Source organism: Dyadobacter subterraneus, from assembly GCF_015221875.1.
Taxonomy (GTDB): domain Bacteria; phylum Bacteroidota; class Bacteroidia; order Cytophagales; family Spirosomataceae; genus Dyadobacter; species Dyadobacter subterraneus.
The window spans coordinates 1,374,981-1,394,922 of the sequence record NZ_JACYGY010000002.1 but is presented as its reverse complement, the minus strand read 5'-3'; the positions used below and the strand labels follow the sequence as shown (position 1 = coordinate 1,394,922).

Below are 19,942 nucleotides of genomic sequence, written 5' to 3'. Positions count from 1 at the left end.
TTCATAAATTAATTCATCACCCAACCGCAAAAACCCGCTCTTCCGTCAACATATATATCTTCCTTCCTACAACCAAATCCACTCCAAAACCTCCCGTAAAAACGCCAAAACTTGGCAAAATTGCCTGATATTTATCCACTACAAAACACGGCAATCGAAAACTTTGCCGCCCTTTTCCATAGGACGTGAATACCGGATGAATGTGCCCGGCGAAGACAAATTTGGTTGGGTTCAGCTCCACTTTCGGATGGTGTGTAAAAATGAAATTTTCTTCTTCAAAATCATTTTTATACACTTCAATATTATTTTCCAGAAACAAAGTGATCGGTAAAACATCATGATTCCCGATCACAATAATCATTTCAACAAAATGATATTTCTTTCGCCATTCCGAAAAGGTTTCCCATTCTGAATTGTATTTGTTATGAAAAAGATCTCCAAGAAAAATGATACGCGAGCAATTTGTATTTTCCAGTAACTGATCCAGTCTTTCGAAGTTGTTGCCGGCGGCAATTTGAGGAATTGCGATTCCTTCTTTTCTGAAATGTGTAATTTTTCCTAAATGCAGATCACCGATGAGAAGTGTTTGTTTTTCCTGCCAAAAAATCGCCTTTTGTGTTAATAAATCAAAGTGGTTATTCCGTATTTCAATCTGCATCACTATACTGTTTGAGCATTTTTTGTATCCGGTCTTCCAGCTTTTCCGAGGTCAATTGTTCCCTCAGCCGGTCTACCATAATAGGAAACGAAAAAGGCGTTGGCTTTCTCGTTCTTTTGACAATTATTTTTTGTGTTTCAATCCGGTCCAGTGCCTTTCGCATTCTGACCTCTTCCAATTGATAAGTTAAAACTTCCTGATATGCCTGATTGACAAGTAAATTGTTGTTTTCGTATTTCGTCATAACCGTAAACAAAAGCGAACTGGAAGCCTGAACCTGCTTGGTTTTCATAAACTTTCCGGGATAACCCTGAAACATTAATCCGGCAATCGCGGCAATTTCTCTGAATTTTCGTTTCGCCATTTCCGTCGCGTTCACACTTTGGTATATATCATCCACCAAATGAGCTGTGGAAAACAAATCGATTTCTTTCACAATTTTTTCCATATCAACGTATTGATCGCTAAGCAGCTCGAAACCGTAATCATTCATAGCAAGCGAGAAAGTGATAGGAGATAATTTGCTGATCCGGTAAGCCAGAATGATCGCCATACCTTCGTGAACCAATCGCCCTTCAAATGGAAAAATGAAAATATGATGCCCTTCCCGGGTTTCACATTGTTCGATTAAAAGTTCACCGGTATTGGGAATCATCGACCGCTCTCGTTGCAATTCCAGAAGCGGTTTTAGTTTGGATAATTCTTTTTCCTTATGCGGATTTTCAATCGCATCGGATAATCGGTCGCGGATAAATGCTGATAATTGGGAAGACAATGGCATTCTCCCTCCCGCCCAACGCACCAAAAATCCTCTTTTACCCTCAGCCTTTTTAACCGTGACCGTCATCTCATGAATCCTGACAAATTCCACACTCATGCCGGCGAAAACGAACACATCACCCGTTTTCATTCTCGACACAAAAGATTCTTCAACGGAACCCAAATAGCGTCCATGCTGAAACTTAACTTTCAGCGAGGTTTCGGAAACGATGGTTCCCATGCTCAGCATATGCCGGTGTGCGATCCGACGGCTCGTTACTTTATATATACCGTCAATTCTTTCAACTTTTTTATATTCATCATAAACTGTCATTGAGGGACTTCCTGTTGTAATATAACCCAAAAGCCACTCCCACTCTTCCCGGTTTATAAATTGATAACCGTAACAATTTCTGACCTCATCAAACAATTGTTTTTCGTCAAAACCTTCACCAACAGCAAGCGTAATCATCCATTGTGCAAGAACATCAAAAGCATGAATAACGGGCGGACGATCCTCAATGATTTGTTTTTCAACACCATCCCTCAAAGACACGGCTTCGATTAATTCCAAAGCATTGGTCGGGCAAAAATATATTTTACTAGCCACACCCGGCTGATGCCCACTTCGACCGGCACGCTGGATAAATCTGGCGATACTTTTCGGACTGCCGACCTGAATCACCGTATCTACCGGCCGAAAATCTACGCCAAGATCCAAACTCGCCGTGCAGATGACCAGTTTCAGTTTTTCTTCATGTAAGGATTCTTCCACCCAATCACGGATTTCCCTGTCCAGTGAAGCGTGATGAAGCGCCATTATTCCGGCGAATTCAGGATATTTTTCAATGATAATCCGATACCAGATTTCCGTCTGCGACCGTGTATTTGTAAAAAGCAGGGTTGTTTTGCTTTTGCGGACAATATCAACTACATAGTCAATCAGCCTTGTACCCATATATCCCGCCCAGGGCAGCGTTTCTACTTTTTCGGGAAGAATACTTTCAACAAGAATTTTCTTTTGTGTTTTTGCTTTGACGATCACCGTATCTTCCTCCGCCGAATCCATGCCGACCAAAACTTGTTTGGCTTCTTCCAGATTTCCGATTGTCGCCGAAATCCCCCAGGTTTGAAGATCCGGATTTATGGTTCGTAATCTGGCGATTGCCAATTCGGTTTGCGTTCCACGCTTGCTTCCCATCAATTCATGCCATTCATCGACAACGATTGTATGAAGGTTTTTAAAAGTTTCGGAGCTGCCTTTTTGTGCAAATAAAAGATGTAAACTTTCCGGTGTAATCAGCAAAGCTTCCGGCATTTGTTTCTTTTGACTTGCTCGCTCCTTGGTGCTGGTATCGCCGGAACGCACACCAATCCGCAATGTCAGGTTCATTTCCAGCGCGGCAATTTCCATATTTCGGAAAAGGTCTTTTGACAAAGCGCGGAGAGGTGTAACCCACAAAATCTGCAAACCTTTACTTCTTTTAGCAGGATTTTTAGGCAAAGAATTAATGTATCGTATCAAAAAAGGAATCCACAGAGAATACGTTTTCCCGCTCCCTGTTGGTGCATTGACCAAACCACTTTTTCCCGAAAGGTACGCCTCAGAAGCCTCCTTTTGAAAAGCCGCCCATTTCCAGTTTTTATATTTAAACCACTGCTCAACAGCGATATGTCCGCGGGATTTTGTCAAAGGGAATGTTCTTTTTTGAAATTATTGATAATTAAATTTTTCAGGATATTATGCTTTTATCAAATTTCATTCCTGATTTTCTAAATTATCAATTAAATCTTTGAAATAGGTATATTTGTTAACGACTAAATGTAAAAGCTATGCTAACTACAATTGAAGGTGTTTATGAAAATGGTAAGGTAATTTTGACAGAAAAACCTCCTTTGAGAAAAAAAGCAAAAGTCTTAATAACTTTTATGGAGGAAGTTGAGCCAGATGTATCCTTAAACAAACGTCCATTAGGAACGATGAAAGGCACTATCAAAATGTCGGAGGATTTCAACGACTCCCTTGACGACTTAAAAGATTATATGTAATGGCATATTTGCTAGACACGCATGTAATACTTTGGGCTCTTGATAATAATAATCGTCTTTCCATCGAAGCGGAGTCTATTATTTCAGCTTTAAATTCAGATTGCTTTGTTAGTGTAATTTCTTTTTTTGAAATAACTATCAAAAAGAATATTGGCAAGCTTGAATTATTGAAATCAATACAAGAATACATAAATGAAGTGCAGCGAATTGGAATAATAACGCTGCCAATTAAAGATGAATATCTAAACAACTACAATCGTATTCCACTTTTTGATAATCATCGCGATCCATTCGATCGACTGATCTTAGCAACCGCTTTCACAGAAAAATTTCAAATTCTTTCTGCTGATGATAAGTTTAAATTATATAAAGATGTTGTAGATGTGATTTGGTGATTTCCTTAGTTATTTCTCACAAGAAAATTGCTTCAATTGAAGTCTGATAGGCGATTATCATATTGGAATCTTTCAAATGGCTGATAATTGTATCCCAATTTTATAAATAAATTTGAAGATCGTGAAGAAGAAGATTACCTAACTTTATTACGATTCTATTAAGCAGCTGATATCAATGAAAAAGAAGATCATAAATATTAAACATCGCATTCTAATTAAAAAGCGATTAAAGCTCGAAGAGAAGTCTGCAAATCTAACATTAAATGTAAGATTTGCAGACTTAATTACTTATACATCTCCAAAATCCCCTTCAAATTTTCCAAAGTATCCGCCTCCGCAGCCTTTTTATCCTTTCTCCATCTCAAAATCCGGGGAAACCGTACAGCAATTCCGGATTTGTGTCGTGTTGATTCATTAATTCCTTCGAACCCAATTTCAAAAACCAGCTCCGGCTTAACCGTCCTTACCGGGCCGAACTTTTCCAGAATATTACGTTTTATAAAGTAGTCGACCTGGCCAATTTCAACGTCGGTTAATCCTGAGTAAGCTTTGGCAAAAGGGATTAATTTCCCATCTTCACCCCAAACTGCAAAAGTATAATCGGTAAAAAGTTCAGCTCTCCGACCTGCTCCCTTTTGCGCATAAATCAAAACGGCATCAACACTTAACGGATCAATTTTCCATTTCCACCAGTCACCTTTTTTGCGCCCGACCTGATAGGTACTGTTCTTCCTTTTGATCATAAAACCTTCCGCAATATTTTCGCGGGAAGTTGGATGTAAATCATGCAATTCACTCCATTCTTTGAATTCGACCAGTGGCGAAAGATTAAAAACAGATTGAACAGGCATGTTTTTATGAATTTCTTCCAATTGTGCTCTTCGCTGCATTTGGCTCAAATTCCTTATATCGACTCCATTTGCTTCCATGATATCATAAGCGATGAAAGCGACGGGTGCTTCTTCCAATACTTTTTTAGAAAGATTTTTCCGGCCAATACGTGTTTGTAAAACATTGAAAGGCATCGGCTTATCATCAATATAACTTACAATTTCTCCATCCAGAACTGTACCATTTGGCAGGACAGTACTAAGAAAATGCAATTCCGGGAATTTGTCTGTTGAAAGCTCTTCACCCCTTGTCCAGATGAATAGTTCGTTATTCCGATAAATGATCTGGGAGCGAATACCGTCCCATTTCCATTCGACAAACCAGTCTTCCGGGTTTCCCAAATTCGAAACGTCACCTTCGATTGGATAAGCCAGAAAAAACGGATAGGGTCTTGAAGCATTATCATTCTCTCCTTCATCTAAAATCAGTTTTTCAAACGTCGTTTCCAGAGGATCCCATTGTCCCATGACCCGATGCGCAATCACATTTGAATCCGTTGAAGTTGCTTCCGCTAATGCCCTGACTACAAGTGTTTGGGAAACACCAATCCGGAAACTGCCCATTAATAATTTATTGAAAACAAAAGTTTCGTGCTGCGATAATTGAGACCAAGCCTGAAGAATATGATCATGTTTTTCTTCATCGGTCATCTTGGGTAATAGTCCCAAATAATAAAACCATTCGGACAAAGATTTATCAGAATCCTCAGAACCATTTCTTGGTAAAATAAGCGAAATCGTTTCACCTAAATCACCCACGCTTTGATAACTTTCCTGGAAAAGCCACATTGGAATATTTGCCTCCGCAGCGGCCCATTCTTTCACCTGTGTTCTATTTACTTTAAAGGATGGCCGACGACCCGTGAACAAAGTCAGTGCCCACATTTTATCTTCATCTGACGCGGACAGAAAATAGTTTTTCATCAACTCAACCTTTGCATTGGTTTTGTTGGTCCGGTCCAGATTCATGAAAAGTTCAGCGAATTGTTTCATTTTTAGCGATTGGCTTTTAGCGGTTAGCGATTAGCTTAGTTTCAAGTCCGGATCGTCGGGGATTGGCGATAAATCTTTGTTATTCTCAATTCCCTCTGCTTCCGGTCCATCACCCGTCGCCCTATCCTCCGTTTCCTCTTCATTTCCATACATCGTAGTCACCTCCCCCGCTTCAATCCCGTTCTCATTCAACCAACGTGAAAAAATACTGGTATAGCCATGCGTGACATAAACTTTCTCAGCTCCGGATTCTATAACCGCAGTGTTCAAATCAGGCCAGTCCACGTGATCGCTCAATATAAATCCCTGATCAACAGCACGACGATTTTTCGCGCCTCGCAATGCCATCCAGCCCGAACAATATCCAAGAGAATAAGGATTAAATTTCCGGATCCAGGTACTGCTGTCAACTGATGGAGGCGCTAACACTAACGATCCGCGAAAGAGTTTTTTATCTGTTTCTTTGGTAACCAAAGTGAGTTCCGGCAAATCATGTCCGGCTTGTCTCAGCCTTTCGTTTAAGGTATAAATAGCGCCATGCGCATAAATCACTTTGTCTTTCAGCTCAATACCTTTCAAAATCCGCTGCATTTTCCCCAACGAATATCCCATCAGAATACTGGCCTTATCCTGCGCTTTATTTTGCGCCCACCAGTTGTCAATTTCAGAGAAAATTTCCTGTTGCGGCTGCCATTTATAAATCGGCAATCCGAAAGTTGATTCTGTGATAAAAACGTTACATTTCACCGGTTCAAAAGGCACGCAAAAGTTGTCATCTTCCAGTTTATAATCCCCGCTGGCTACCCAAACTTCGCCTTTATATTCCACGCGAACTTGTGCAGAACCGATAATATGTCCGGCTGGATGCAAAGAAAAAACGACACCATTGATTACAAATTTTTCACCATACTCAACCGTTTGCAACGAAATATCCGGCCCCAAACGAAGTCTTAAAATAGCCTCACTGTCCTTATGGGCAAGATAATGTTTGCTTCCCCAGCGTGCGTGATCACTATGAGCATGTGTAATGATCGCACGGTCCACGGGAATCCAGGGATCAATGTGGGCATCTGCCTGAGAACAGTAAATGCTTTTGCCGGTGAATTGTAAGAGTGATTGTGTCGCCATAATTAAAAATTCAATAAAAGCATGCCAATATTAAACCTCACGAGCTCACCAGATAAGACGGAAAATTATGTTATTTTTGAAATGACTTTTTTAAAATTTGGAGTCAAATCAATAAATTCTTTTCAATTCCTATTGATATGGCCATTCAGAATCAAGACAACCTGCTTTCCCCAGCCGAAGAAGCTGCCCGCTACTTGCAAAACGCAAAAGAAATTTTGAGCGAAAAAGCAGGTAAAAAGGACGGATTATATGCTGATATTAAATATGTAAAAATGGCTGCGGGTACTGCTTATTCAGCTGCCTTGCTAATTCTGGATGAATATCTGAAACAAAAAGAAGGAGTAAAATTCATTAAACCCAAAAGCATTGAAGACTATACAAACAGGGTTAGAAAATATGACAAAAAACTGTTGAGATTATTAGTCAATGTTTACGACGAACTGCATATAATCGGATATTATCACGGTACAAGATCTGTTGATACCATTCAAACCGGCCTAAGTAACGTAACCAAAATGCTTGCCTATATCTGAGGTCGCATTTAAACGCAGAGGTACGGGAGTTAAAACGCAGAGTTGAAGGAGTTCATTTTACTCTGCGTAACCCCGCGCAAAACTCCATTACTCTGCGTTTAATTCCCTAATTTTGCCTCTCCCTTGCCACAAGGGAAAAGTAATTTTAATAATTCTTCTCTATGAAATATCCTTTTGCTGCCTTGGTTGGACAGGAAAAATTAAAGCGCGCACTCATATTGTGTGCAATCAATCCGTCCATTGGAGGTTTATTGATCAGAGGAGAAAAAGGGACGGCGAAGAGTACGGCTGCCAGAGGATTGGCTGAAATAATGCCGTTAATTCCTAAAAATGAAACCTTTCCATTATTATTTCAGGAAAATGATTTGCAGGATATTTGCGGTGAATGTCCTGTTGATATAGAAGAAATGGCAGTTCCTTTTATAAATCTTCCCCTTGGCGCAACCGAAGACCGAGTTCTGGGAAGTCTGGATCTGGAAGGTATTTTATCAGAAAAAAAGAAAAGATTACAACCAGGTTTATTAGCAACTGCACACCGTGGGATTTTATACATTGATGAAGTAAATTTACTCCCTGATCATTTGGTGGATGTTTTACTGGACGCTGCAGCGATGGGCGTTAACACAATCCAGCGCGATGGACTGTCTGAAAGTCATCCTGCAAAATTTACTTTGATCGGTACTATGAATCCGGAAGAAGGAAATCTGCGTCCTCAATTTCTGGATCGTTTTGGATTAATGGTCGATGTGGAAGCGCCGCGGGATGTTGCGGAAAGAACGGAAGTTGTACGCAGAAGAATTCATTTTGAAGCCAATCCGGAAAAATTTTCCAGTCAATGGGCTGCTGCTCAAAAGAATCTTCAAAACCAGATCAAAACGGCTCAGCAATTATTACCGTCTGTTATTTTGCCTGATGGATTATTGACTTTGATCAGTCAGCTTTGCACAGAAATGAATGTGACGAGCTTACGGGCGGATATCGTGATGTATAAAACTGCAATCACGCTGGCCGCTCTGGACAAAAGAACTGTCGTGACAGCCGAAGATGTACGACAAGCTGCTGAACTGGCACTGATTCACAGACAGCGAAAAAAACCATTTGAAGGAAATAGTAAAGGTGATAACAGGCTGGATGAATTAATGCAGCAGGAACAGCCAGAGCAAAACAATCTGCCGCAACAGCAAAATCAACCTGAATCAACAAAAGAAGAAGAAGAAGAGCTACTATCTTCTAAGCAGTTGCCTTCTGACGATCAAAATAATAACGATGATCCGGAATCACCTTCTTCAAAACAAGAACAAGTATTCGGTATAGCACCTCAAAAAGAAGCTCCAAATTTTAAAGTTGATTTAAATCCTGTTTCGCACCAAATGCCGGAAGGCCGGAGAAGTCAGGCAATCAATACAAATCGAGGGCCTGAATTAAGAGCGATCCCCGATCAATCTCCAAATGATATATCAATTATAGCAACGGTACAATCTGCCTTAATCCGTGATCAGGATGATTTTCATATTACACGAAATGATCTGCATCAAAAGGTTAGAAAAGGAAAAACAGGAAATTTAATTCTGTTTGTTGTGGATGCTTCGGGATCTATGGCGGCGAGCAGCCGGATGGAAGCGGTGAAAGGAAGTGTGCTGAGTTTACTTACGGATGCTTATCAAAGAAGAGATATGGTTGGCGTGATTTCCTTCCGTGGTGTGGAAGCACAGTTACTTTTGGAACCCACTTATAGCGTTGAACAAGCTGAACAAGCCATGCAAAATTTGCCAACAGGTGGAAGAACTCCTTTGCCGCATGCCTTGCAATTGGCCATTCAGGTGATCAATAAATTAAATCCGGATAAAGATTTAAAACCGCTTTTGGTTATTCTCAGCGATGGGAAAGCCAATGTTCCGCTTCCGGGAGGTGGTGATGCCTGGCAGCAAACACTGCAATTATCCGGTCAATTATTCCAATCCAATATTCCAGCTTTGGTGCTTGATACTGAAAACGATTACCTTCGTTTTGGAAGAGCCGCCGAAATGGCGAAGGTGATGGGCGCAGAATGTTTATCACTTGAAGAACTTTCTTCGGAAAATATCACGGTTACTATTTCCGGTAGAATTGTCTAATTTTCTTTTTTTTCACGCAAAGCAAATAAGGTTTTCGCAAAGACCGCCAAAAATCTTCGCGTACTTTGCGTTTTATCCGCGCGGCGTCCGCTTTTTTTGCTTTGCGTGCAACTTTACCTTAACCTAATGTCAAAGACCAGAAATCTCACAAAATCAATCATGTTTGTCGGCACCGCTTCCGATGTTGGCAAAAGTGTGATTTGCGCAGGATTTTGCAGGATTTTCAAACAAGATGGTTATCATCCGGCGCCGTTCAAAGCGCAGAATATGTCTTTGAACAGCTACGTAACACCGGAAGGTTTAGAGCTTGGACGCGCACAGGCGGTTCAGGCAGAAGCGGCAGGAATTCCTTGTCATACCGACATGAATCCGGTTTTATTGAAACCAACCAACGACCAGTCATCTCAGGTGATTTTGAATGGAAAACCGGTGGGAAACCAGTCTGCATACGAATATTTCAAAACCACCGACCGGAAAGAATTATTCATGGCTGTAACGCAGGCTTACGATCGATTATCGGCTCGATATTCCCCAATCGTGATGGAAGGAGCCGGCAGCATTTCTGAATTAAATCTTAAAAAACGGGATATTACAAATCTGCGAATGGCGCTTCATGCAGGAGCAGCAACCTATCTGATTGGAGACATTGACAGGGGCGGAATTTTCGGAAGTGTTTATGGTACCATTGCTTTATTGACACCAGAAGAACGTCAGTGTATCAAAGGAATTATCGTCAATAAATTTCGTGGTGATTCACGACTTTTTGAAGATGGGAAAAAAATGCTTGAAGAATTAACCGGCGTTCCCGTCGTTGGTGTTTTGCCTTTTTTCAAAGACATCCATATCGAAGAAGAGGATTCCGTTTCGCTTCAAAATAAATTTAATACAACGAAGGAAGGAAAAATTAATGTAGCGGTCATTTTATTAAAACGGCTGTCTAATTTCACTGATTTTGACCGACTGGAAAAAGATCCCCGCGTACACTTATTCTATACTTCACAACCGGAAGAAATTGCAAAAGCCGATATCATCATCATACCCGGAAGTAAAAATACGCTTGATGATTTGTTGACGATCAAGAATAATGGCGTCGCGGCGGCGATTGTTAACGCACGTAAAAACGGCAAAAAAGTCATTGGGATTTGTGGCGGTTATCAGATGATGGGAGACCTGATTGAAGATCCTGATCATGTAGAAGGTTCCTTGGAATCGATGCCAGGACTTGGATTACTGCCTGTAAAAACGGTTTTAAAGCCCGTCAAAACGACCTTGCAGCAACATTTCAGTTATCGGAAAAATCCGGAAGTTTGTACCGGATATGAAATTCATATGGGAGAAACGACTTCTGAAATTAATTCTCCGGTTACTGTTTTATCAAATGGAAGACCTGATGGCTACTTTTTAGATGAAAATTGCTGGGGCAGTTATCTGCATGGTATTCTGGATAACGCGGTGGTGATCGAAGATTTATTATCCGGTTTTTCAACAGAAACGATTGCTGAAACTTTCGACTATAATCAATTTAAAGAATTGCAATACGACCGGCTGGCAGATCATATTCGCGCGAATGTGGATTTGGAAATGATTTATAAAAGTCTGGAATAAATAGAAAATCTATGTTACAAGGCCACGGCGACGACTCGTACCGTTATGCCCAAAAAATCATCGCAGATTTCAGTACCAATGTCTGGTACGGAGGTGAACCGTCGGGTTTGAAAGAATATATTTTTGAGCAATGGTCGGCGATAAACCGTTATCCGGAAGTGATGGCTGAAAGTTTGAGTGAATTGGTTGCGTTTCATCATCATTTAAATCCCGAACAAATTTTAATTAACAGCGGAACGACAGAAAGCATTTATCTGATCGCGCAGGCTTTTGCGGGAAAAAGAACAACCATTGTCACGCCCGCTTTTGCTGAATATAAAGACGCATGCAAATTATATCAACACGATCTGACCTTTTTGCCCTGGTCTAAAATCCAGGAATTTCCTACATTGTTAACCGATCTGGTTTTCATTTGTAATCCCAATAACCCTACGGGAAAATCATTTTCTCAACTCGAAAGTTGGGTTCAGCAAAATCCTGAAACGCTTTTCGTCGTTGATGAAGCTTTTATCGATTTCACAGTGCAAATCAATTCTTCGATATCTTTAATTAACCATTATCCAAACCTGTTGATCATGCATTCGCTTACCAAAGCTTATGCGATTCCAGGGTTACGATTGGGTTATGTTGTCGCTTCGGAGGATTTAATTTCGAAATTGAAAGGTATCAAACAACCGTGGACAGTAAATACGATGGCGCTGCAAGCCGGGAAATTTATTTTTGAAAACTACCAGCAAATTCAAATCCCCTTAAATGGTTTACTAGCCGAAAAAGAAAGATTTACAGAAAAACTCAGCCAAAATCCGATATTGAAAATTCATGAAAGTGCTACACATTTTTTCCTGGCAGAAACACTGAAAGGCAACGCAGCGGAACTCAAACAATTCCTGATCGAAAAATATGGACTTTTAATTCGTGATGCGAGTAATTTCAGAGATTTAACAAAACAACATTTTCGGATCGCTACCCTGTCGCCTGAAAAAAATAATCTATTCATTGAAGCCCTCGAAGAATGGAGAAATTATTGATCATAGCTCCGTTGATTGTCGGTTACATTCTGGATTTAATTATCGGCGATCCTGACAACTGGCCGCATCCGGTTCGTGTATTTGGAAATGCTATTGCATCTGGCGACAAACTTTTAAATAAAAATTCATCTCGATTTTTGAAAGGAATGTTGTTAGCAACAAGTCTTTGTCTGCTCACATTTTTCTTTTTTTATTTTCTAAATAAGAGACTTCTAAACATAAATATGTGGCTTTTCATCGCCGTCAACAGCGTTTGGGTTTGGTATGGATTAGCAAATAATGCTTTAATCACCGAAGGTCAAAATGTGTTTTTAGTTTTGGAAAAAGAGGGATTGGAAGCAGGAAGAAAGCAACTGTCGCGCATCGTTGGCCGGGATACTTCGCAGTTAACTGCCCAGCAAATCCGGATAGCGGTTTTTGAAACCATGTCGGAAAATCTTAGCGACGGTGTTATTGCGCCATTATTTTTCTACGCAATCGGAGGCGTTCCGGCCATGATGGTTTACAAAATGATCAATACTTTGGATTCCATGATCGGTTACCGCAGCGATAAGTACGAGCAATTCGGAAAATTCGCTGCCCGACTGGACGACGTTGCGAATTTCATCCCGGCACGAATTACGGCATTGCTTATGGTGATTGTAACAGGAAATTATCGCGGTCTGCAATTCGTCTTCAAATACGGAAACCAACATAAAAGTCCAAATTCAGGCTATCCGGAATCTGCACTGGCCGGAATTCTTAATTGTCGTTTCGGCGGGCCAAATGTATATCATGGAAAGTGGGTTGACAAACCTTTCATCGGGGAGAAGGAACGGATTATCGAGTCGGGGGAAATTCGGAAAGCAGCATGGATTAATCATAAGGTTTGTTTTGTAACCGTCTTGATTATCAGTTTGTTTTTTTATCATTTCCTTTGATAAGATCCCAATTTAACGACAATGCTTATTTGCCATCGGCAGATCTTGTAGGTAGAAAACATTTAAGGTTAATTACGAGGCGTTCCTATCGGGAACGCTTTGTGGCACGAGTTACATCTTTGCTACCAACGAAATGTACCGATGGTACAGTATCCAAATACACGTGAAACCGATTTGAAATAAATAATTGGGATTTTATTCTTAACTCTCCAGAGAAGTCAAGTTTTAAAGGTGACATCTATTCTTGCCTTCTCTTATACCTAGCTTATTTCATCAATAGAAAATACACACATCAGATTTATTACAACAAATCAAAAACCCCACATAAATCTTAGTAGTTTTGCATTCATCAGGGTAGTATCCCGGATTTGCGAAAATCCGGTTACTTTAAAAGGGAATACCGGTGCAAGTCCGGAACAGTCTCCGCTGCTGTAAGTTCATAAAAACATTCATGACAATTGCCACTGGGGACAATGATTGAATTTTGAATGATAGAATCAGTGAATGATGGCCAATTGCAACACATTCTCTAATTCACACATTCTATCATTCAAAATTACACCCCGGGAAGGCGTCAGGGGAAATGGAACGAGTCAGAAGACCTGCCTTATTCACTTAATACGCATAGCTTTCGGAAGAAAGGCTGGTAGCACAAATGACAAAAAAACAGAAGACCTCCTTTTGGGAAGTTCGCAATGACTTTGCGTGCATTTCCACTTTTATTGCAGCTGCGAAGTTTGCGGCTTTATTATTTATCCCACTGCTATTTTTAGCAGGCTGCGGTACTTCTTCAAATCTCACTGAAAGTGCAGAAACGGCTTCTTCGGGGAAAGACTATTTTTCTGAAAAAATCCAGATTCATCATGCCAAGGGCTTCACGATCGAATACCACGATAATTTTAAGGTGATCAATGTTTTAAGTCCGTTTGAAAAAAGCACCGATACGGCCAAATATGTTTTGCTTCAACGCGGCACAAAAAAGCCGAAAGGATATTCAAACAGCCAGTTTATTGAAATTCCAATTCGTAGTCTGGTCGCGATGTCGTCCATGCACGTAGGGTTGGTTGGACTTTTGGGAGAAGAAAAAATTGTAACCGGACTGGGCAATTTGAAATATGTTTCCAACCCGGAAATTATCAAACAAATTGAGGCGGGCAAAATTGCCGAAGTTGGAAAAGATCAGGGGTTGAATGAGGAAAAATTGATTACCATGCACCCGGATTTGATCATGACCACGGGCAGTCCGGTTTCAAAAATGGAGCGGTATACAACTTTGAACGCTGCCGGAATTCCTGTTTTGATTAATTCTGAATGGGTTGAAACTACACCATTGGGCCGTGCGGAGTGGGTTAAACTTTTGGCAGCGCTGCTAAATCGTGAAGATTTTGTCAACAAGAAATTTGCCAAAATGGAAGAGGAATACAAACGTCTTGCGGCATTATCTCAAAAAGTGAAAGTAAAACCGAGCATCATTACCGGTATGAATTCCAAAGATTCATGGTTTGTCCCGAATGGAAATAGTTATATGGCGCAGTTTTTCCGGGATGCCGGCGCAGATTATCATTGGAATAATACCAAAGCAACGGGAAGTCTGGCGTTAAATTTTGAAGCCGTTTACCCGATCGCTCTGACAGCTGATTATTGGCTGAATGTCGGGATCAGCAACTACGATAACAAAAAAGAAATTCTTGCGAAAGATCCTCGTTATACCGATTTCAAAGCTTATAAATCCGGACAGATTTACAGCTATAATAAACGTGTGAACAACCGCGGTTCGAATGATTATTGGGAATCGGGTGCTGTGAATCCGCAGATTGTTTTGTCGGATCTGATCAAAATCCTGCATCCGGAATTATTACCGGAGCATGAGCTGGTTTATTATAAGCAGGTGAATTAGGCGGTCGGCAATCGGCGGTCAGCTTCCGGCTCTTGCCACTCGAACTCTGGGCCGATTAAAATACTAGTTATGCAAATTTCTTCTCAATCTTATTCCAATTCCCGTCGGCTGATCATTATTGTTCTGTCGGTTTTGGCTGTGCTTTTTTTTCTGCTGGATATCATGCTGGGGTCGGTAAGCATTCCGTTTGGTGAAGTGGTGAGAATTGTGTTTTTGGGAGAATCGGACACTACCGCATGGTTATTTATTATTGAAAAAATACGCTTACCAAAAGCGATTACGGCCATCATTGTGGGCTGCGGATTATCCGTCAGCGGACTTCAAATGCAGACTTTATTTCGCAATCCATTAGCTGGCCCGTCCGAACTGGGTATCACGGCCGGAGCCGGGTTAGGCGTTGCAGCCGTAATGCTTACGAGCGGAAGTACCGCAAGTATTTATGCAATCCGGCAATTGGGTGTTTCCGGGAGCTGGCTGATTGTTGTGATGGCATCGCTTGGCGCCGCTTTGGTTTTGTCCATGGTTTTATTGATCGCCGGAAGAATTAAGGATAATGTTATTTTATTGATTGTCGGCGTGATGGTCGGGACGATAACGGTTTCCGTGATCAGTATCTGGCAATATTTCAGTCAGCCGGAAGAGTTGCAGGAATATATTCTATGGACTTTCGGCTCACTTGGCGGCATTGTTCAATATCATTTATACGTACTCTCCGGCGTCGTGATCGTTGGTTTACTCATCGCTTTTTCTTCTTCAAAGGCACTAAATGCCATGTTATTGGGAGAAAATTATGCAAGAAGTATGGGTTTGACGGTTGGAAAAACCCGCTTCATTATCATGGCCAGTACCAGTTTACTTACGGGAAGTATCACCGCTTTTTGCGGCCCGATTGGTTTTGTTGGTATCGCGATTCCACATATCACCCGATCACTTTTAGGCACTTCCGATCACCGTATTTTAATTCCTTGCTGTTGTCTGGTAGGTACTGTTTTGATGCTCATTTGTGATATTATTTCTCAGATGCCGGGAACGCAGACCGTTCTGCCGATTAATGTGGTCACCTCATTATTAGGCGCGCCGGTTGTGATCTGGGTTATTGTCAGTCGCAACAATTTACGTTCTTCTTTCTCATGAACGATACGCCGCTACTATCTGCCCGGAACCTGACCATCGGTTATAAAACCGGAAAACGAGAGCCCAGAATCGTTTCAGAAGCTCTGAATCTGGACTTATGGCCGGGGCAACTGGTTTGTTTATTAGGTCCAAATGGCGCGGGAAAGTCAACGCTTATGCGAACACTTTCAGGCTTGCAGCCCGCACTTTCCGGAGAAATTATAATTGATAATGAATCTTTGGTAAATCTGAAACCTGTTGACCTTGCGCAAAAATTAAGTCTGGTTTTAACTGAGCGGATTGAGGCAGGAAATTTGACAGTCAGAGAATTGGTAGCGCTGGGGAGAACGCCTTACACCGGTTGGCTGGGCACACTTTCTGAAATTGATAAGAAAAAAATCGATTGGTCGATGGACGCTACGGATACAAAACGTTATGGCGAGCGACGAATGAACGAATTGAGTGATGGCGAGCGGCAAAAAGTAATGCTGGCCAGAGCATTAGCGCAGGATACCAAACTGATTTTACTGGACGAGCCAACCGCCCATCTTGACCTGCCGAACCGTGTGGAAATGATGCGATTGCTGCATAATCTCGCCCGTCAAACCAATAAGGCAATTTTACTTTCCACACACGAATTGGATTTGGCGCTTCAAGCTGCGGACAAGCTTTGGCTCATGCATCCGGATGGAAAACTCGTTTCTGGCGTACCGGAAGATCTGGTTTTGAACGGAAGTTTTGAAGCGGCTTTTATCAAAAACGGCTTCCACTTCGACCGGAATACCGGCACATTTACAATTCACAAGGAAGCCTCATCCACTCCTATTTATTTACGCGGAAAAAGCAATCTTGTTTTCTGGACAAAACGCGCGCTTCAACGGGAAGATTTTGTAGTAAGTGACGATCCTGATTTGCTGCACAAAATTGAAGTTATGGAAGGTGAAGAAAATCCTGTCTGGATATTTAGTGACGGATTAATCACTAAAAAATATCTGAACATCAGCGAATTGCTCGCTGATTTACAACATATCAAAAAGATAAAATAAATTAAAAAAATGATTTCTCATCAATGAAAATATATACTAAAAAAGGCGATAAAGGCACAACAGGGCTATTCGGCGGAAGTCGTGTTTCAAAGGATGATGTCCGGATTGAATGTATCGGGACTTTGGATGAGGCGAATTCAACGATCGGGTTGCTTCGTGTAAAACTGGGAAATGAACACGCCTGGCAGCCAAATCTTCATAAAATTCAGAAAGATCTGATGGATATGATGTCGCATTTAGCCCGCCCTTCTGATGCCAAAAAAGAGAATAAAAATCCGATGCCCGAAGATGGTGCCGAGTTTTGTGAAACCTGGATTGATACGCTGGAATCGGAAATGACTTCACCTTCGGATTACTTTTTACTTCCGGGTGGAAATGAAGTTTCGGCCTTATGCCATATGGCACGTACACAAATGCGCAGAGGCGAACGACGATTGGTTTCTTTGATCAAAACAGATACTGTTCACGAAGCGATCCCAGCCTACATCAACCGTTTATCTGATTTATTTTTCACGTTGGCAAGAGCTGAAATGGACAAAGCCGGCGTTGCAGAGGAGAAATGGCAGTTGTTTTTATACAAACGTTTTAAAGCACCTGAAGAAAAATGATAATCTACATCACCGGAGGGGCACGCAGTGGAAAAAGCCGTTTTGCACAGGAAAAAGCTTTGCAGCTCAGCAAATCTCCGGTATATGTCGCGACGGCACATATCTGGGACGACAATTTTGCCGAACGTGTTCAATTGCATAAAAACGAACGAGGACCTGAATGGACCACCTATGAATCGGAAACAAATATTCACAAACTTCCTATCGAAAATCAGGTTGTCGTTATTGATTGTGTGACGCTCTGGCTGACGAATTTGTTTGTCGCTTTTGATAACGATATCGAACAATCGCTCGCTGTATTTAAAGAAGAAATCGATGCAATCGCGCAGCTTTCCGGCACTTTCATCATCATCTCAAACGAGATAGGCATGGGCGTTCATGCGGAAACGGAGATTGGAAGAAAGTTTACGGATTTGCAGGGCTGGGCAAATCAATATGTGGCTAAAATAGCTGATGAGGCCATCTTCATGGTATCCGGCTTACCGCTAAATTTAAAAAGGTAGGTTACACAGAGGACCACTGAGTTAAGGAGAGATACACAGAGTTTTGTTTTAATATCTTTTCTCTGTGTCCCTCCCCTTATCTCCGTGGTTCTCTGTGCAACCTTTATAATAGAACTATGACTTTACCAGAACAGATACAGCATAAGATAAATAATAAGACAAAACCTCTAGGTGCCCTTGGGAAATTGGAAGAAGTGGCTTTGCAGATTGCTTTAATTCAGGAAACTTTGACACCAGATTTAGTAAAACCACATATAGTCGTTTTTGCTGCAAGTCATGGAATAGCCAATGAAGGCGTGAGTGCCTACCCTTCCGAAGTTACTTTTCAAATGGTTTTAAACTTCCTCAACGGCGGTGCTGCGATTAATGTTTTTACCAAACAAAATGGCATTGAATTAGCTTTGGTTGACGCAGGAGTTGACTATGATTTCGAGCCTAATGAAAAACTTATTGACGCAAAAATTAATCACAGTACCAAAAGTTTTCTATCGGAATCTGCCATGACAGAAACAGAATGTCAGCGGGCGATTGAGAAAGGAAAAGAGATTGTGAAAAACATTACAAAAACAGGCTGTAATGTGATCGGTTTTGGGGAAATGGGTATTGGCAATACGTCCTCTGCTGCCGTGATCGTGAGCAAATTACTTGATATTCCGATTGAAGATTGCGTAGGAAAAGGAACCGGAGTTAATCCGGATCAATATCAAAACAAGATTACAATTCTTCAAAAAGCAATTTCAAATCATACAGAAGTTTTAATAAATCCCTTGCAGATTTTACAAACTTTCGGTGGTTTTGAAATTGCAATGATGTGCGGCGCTTTCCTGGCAGCGGCTGAGAAAAAAATGATTTTGATGGTTGACGGCTTTATTGCTTCGTCGGCATTTTTATGCGCCTTAAAATTAAATCCTGCAATAAAAGATTTCGCCATTTTTTGCCATCAGTCAGAAGAAAAAGGCCATCAGCTTTTGCTTGAAAGTCTGAATGTCAAACCTTTGCTGAATCTGGATATGCGTCTGGGTGAAGGGACGGGCTGTGCGGTAGCTTATCCGTTGCTCAAAAGTGCAGTAGCATTTTTAAACGAAATGGCCAGTTTCGAAAGTGCTGGCGTTTCTGATAAATGAATTTGTTTCTAATTTCTGAGGTTACACAGAGAGCCACAGAGGAATGAAGAGATACCCAGAGTTTTTATCTACAACAAACAAAAACTCTGTGTCCCTCCCCTTATCTCCGTGGTTCTCTGTGTAACCTAAAAAAATTATGAAGAAAGTTAAATATATCATTGCGGCAGTTATTGCCCTTTTAGTCGGTTATATCATTTATGATTCGAGTTCTCAACCGACTGTAAATGATCTAAAAGGAAATTTCAAGGAAGTTGCGTTATATCGGAATCCAAATAATACCGGGCCTATTTTACGTATTTATGCCGTCACAGTGCAAGGCGAACCTTGGGAAGAAATGCAGAAATATGGTGATCTAATGCCTTATACCAAATACGGAAATACCAAGGTCTTCTTTTTTCAGGAAGGAAAACCGGCACCTGCTTCGCTTGTTTTGGAAGAGCCAAATTTCGATGCTCAGTTTCAGAAGAATTGTATTGCCCAATATGAAAAAGATGCGAACGGACAGGTTTCTTTGACCAGAAATCCTTTTAATCACTAAGACGAAAACTATCTTTGTAAATACGTTTTGACTAAATTTCT

The 19,942-nt window shown here is 41.1% G+C and carries 18 protein-coding genes and 1 riboswitch; of the genes, 14 read left to right on the top strand and 4 right to left on the bottom strand.

From position 1 onward, the window contains the following. Positions 1–16: 16 nt before the first annotated feature. Positions 17–658 (bottom strand): ligase-associated DNA damage response endonuclease PdeM, encoded by a 642-nt coding sequence (pdeM, locus tag IEE83_RS31395; protein WP_194124651.1) that lies wholly within the window; start codon positions 656–658, stop codon positions 17–19. Further along, entirely contained in the window at positions 648–3,110 is a 2,463-nt protein-coding gene (locus IEE83_RS31390) for a ligase-associated DNA damage response DEXH box helicase (RefSeq protein WP_194124650.1), read from the bottom strand. Before IEE83_RS31390 ends, pdeM begins: the two co-directional genes overlap by 11 nt. A gap of 140 nt (positions 3,111–3,250) precedes the next feature. Here IEE83_RS31390 and IEE83_RS31385 point away from each other — a divergent pair, with 140 nt between their 5' ends. Together IEE83_RS31385 and IEE83_RS31380 are read left to right on the top strand one after the other, a co-directional pair. Next, positions 3,251–3,466, top strand: coding sequence for an antitoxin AF2212-like protein (locus tag IEE83_RS31385; RefSeq protein ID WP_194124649.1), 216 nt, complete (start codon positions 3,251–3,253; stop codon positions 3,464–3,466). Beyond that, complete coding sequence (locus tag IEE83_RS31380) at positions 3,466–3,861, top strand: type II toxin-antitoxin system VapC family toxin (protein ID WP_194124648.1); 396 nt, start codon at positions 3,466–3,468, stop codon at positions 3,859–3,861. Before IEE83_RS31385 ends, IEE83_RS31380 begins: the two co-directional genes overlap by 1 nt. A 284-nt stretch (positions 3,862–4,145) precedes the next feature. On the opposite strand, the gene IEE83_RS31375 is transcribed toward IEE83_RS31380, so the two are convergent. Beyond that, positions 4,146–5,744 carry an ATP-dependent DNA ligase gene (locus tag IEE83_RS31375; RefSeq protein WP_194124647.1) on the bottom strand — a complete coding sequence of 533 codons (1,599 nt, stop codon included), beginning with the start codon at positions 5,742–5,744 and terminating at the stop codon, positions 4,146–4,148. A gap of 30 nt (positions 5,745–5,774) precedes the next feature. Continuing rightward, positions 5,775–6,872: a ligase-associated DNA damage response exonuclease gene (locus IEE83_RS31370; protein WP_194124646.1), complete on the bottom strand. Its 1,098-nt coding sequence runs from the start codon at positions 6,870–6,872 to the stop codon at positions 5,775–5,777. A gap of 137 nt (positions 6,873–7,009) precedes the next feature. Between IEE83_RS31370 and IEE83_RS31365 the strand changes: the two genes are divergently transcribed. From IEE83_RS31365 to IEE83_RS31310, 12 genes are all read left to right on the top strand, one after another. Next, positions 7,010–7,405: a DUF5618 family protein gene (locus tag IEE83_RS31365; protein WP_194124645.1), complete on the top strand. Its 396-nt coding sequence runs from the start codon at positions 7,010–7,012 to the stop codon at positions 7,403–7,405. Positions 7,406–7,566: 161 nt separating this feature from the next. Then, positions 7,567–9,519 (top strand): magnesium chelatase subunit D family protein, encoded by a 1,953-nt coding sequence (locus IEE83_RS31360; RefSeq protein WP_194124644.1) that lies wholly within the window; start codon positions 7,567–7,569, stop codon positions 9,517–9,519. Positions 9,520–9,645: 126 nt separating this feature from the next. Then, entirely contained in the window at positions 9,646–11,124 is a 1,479-nt protein-coding gene (locus tag IEE83_RS31355; protein ID WP_228102154.1) for a cobyric acid synthase, read from the top strand. 11 nt (positions 11,125–11,135) lie between these two features. Further along, positions 11,136–12,152 (top strand): pyridoxal phosphate-dependent aminotransferase, encoded by a 1,017-nt coding sequence (locus tag IEE83_RS31350; RefSeq protein ID WP_194124643.1) that lies wholly within the window; start codon positions 11,136–11,138, stop codon positions 12,150–12,152. Next, positions 12,137–13,072, top strand: coding sequence for an adenosylcobinamide-phosphate synthase CbiB (gene cbiB / locus IEE83_RS31345; protein WP_194124642.1), 936 nt, complete (start codon positions 12,137–12,139; stop codon positions 13,070–13,072). The genes IEE83_RS31350 and cbiB overlap by 16 nt, the downstream gene beginning before the upstream one ends. A gap of 335 nt (positions 13,073–13,407) precedes the next feature. Further along, positions 13,408–13,696: riboswitch (cobalamin riboswitch) on the top strand. A gap of 31 nt (positions 13,697–13,727) precedes the next feature. Beyond that, entirely contained in the window at positions 13,728–14,969 is a 1,242-nt protein-coding gene (locus IEE83_RS31340) for an ABC transporter substrate-binding protein (protein WP_194124641.1), read from the top strand. A 69-nt stretch (positions 14,970–15,038) separates the two neighbouring features. Then, positions 15,039–16,103, top strand: coding sequence for a FecCD family ABC transporter permease (locus tag IEE83_RS31335; RefSeq protein WP_090337608.1), 1,065 nt, complete (start codon positions 15,039–15,041; stop codon positions 16,101–16,103). Further along, the gene (locus IEE83_RS31330; RefSeq protein ID WP_194124640.1) at positions 16,100–17,128 is read left to right on the top strand and encodes an ABC transporter ATP-binding protein; all 1,029 of its coding nucleotides are present in this window, start codon (positions 16,100–16,102) and stop codon (positions 17,126–17,128) included. Before IEE83_RS31335 ends, IEE83_RS31330 begins: the two co-directional genes overlap by 4 nt. 23 nt (positions 17,129–17,151) lie before the next feature. Continuing rightward, on the top strand, positions 17,152–17,736 hold the full coding sequence (locus IEE83_RS31325; RefSeq protein ID WP_194124639.1) for a cob(I)yrinic acid a,c-diamide adenosyltransferase: 585 nt from the start codon (positions 17,152–17,154) through the stop codon (positions 17,734–17,736). Next, positions 17,733–18,239 carry a bifunctional adenosylcobinamide kinase/adenosylcobinamide-phosphate guanylyltransferase gene (gene cobU / locus IEE83_RS31320; RefSeq protein WP_194124638.1) on the top strand — a complete coding sequence of 169 codons (507 nt, stop codon included), beginning with the start codon at positions 17,733–17,735 and terminating at the stop codon, positions 18,237–18,239. Before IEE83_RS31325 ends, cobU begins: the two co-directional genes overlap by 4 nt. Before the next feature lie 116 nt (positions 18,240–18,355). Continuing rightward, positions 18,356–19,363 (top strand): nicotinate-nucleotide--dimethylbenzimidazole phosphoribosyltransferase, encoded by a 1,008-nt coding sequence (gene cobT, locus IEE83_RS31315; RefSeq protein ID WP_194124637.1) that lies wholly within the window; start codon positions 18,356–18,358, stop codon positions 19,361–19,363. Between the two features lie 136 nt (positions 19,364–19,499). Continuing rightward, the gene (locus IEE83_RS31310) at positions 19,500–19,901 is read left to right on the top strand and encodes a hypothetical protein (protein ID WP_194124636.1); all 402 of its coding nucleotides are present in this window, start codon (positions 19,500–19,502) and stop codon (positions 19,899–19,901) included. Positions 19,902–19,942: the final 41 nt, after the last annotated feature.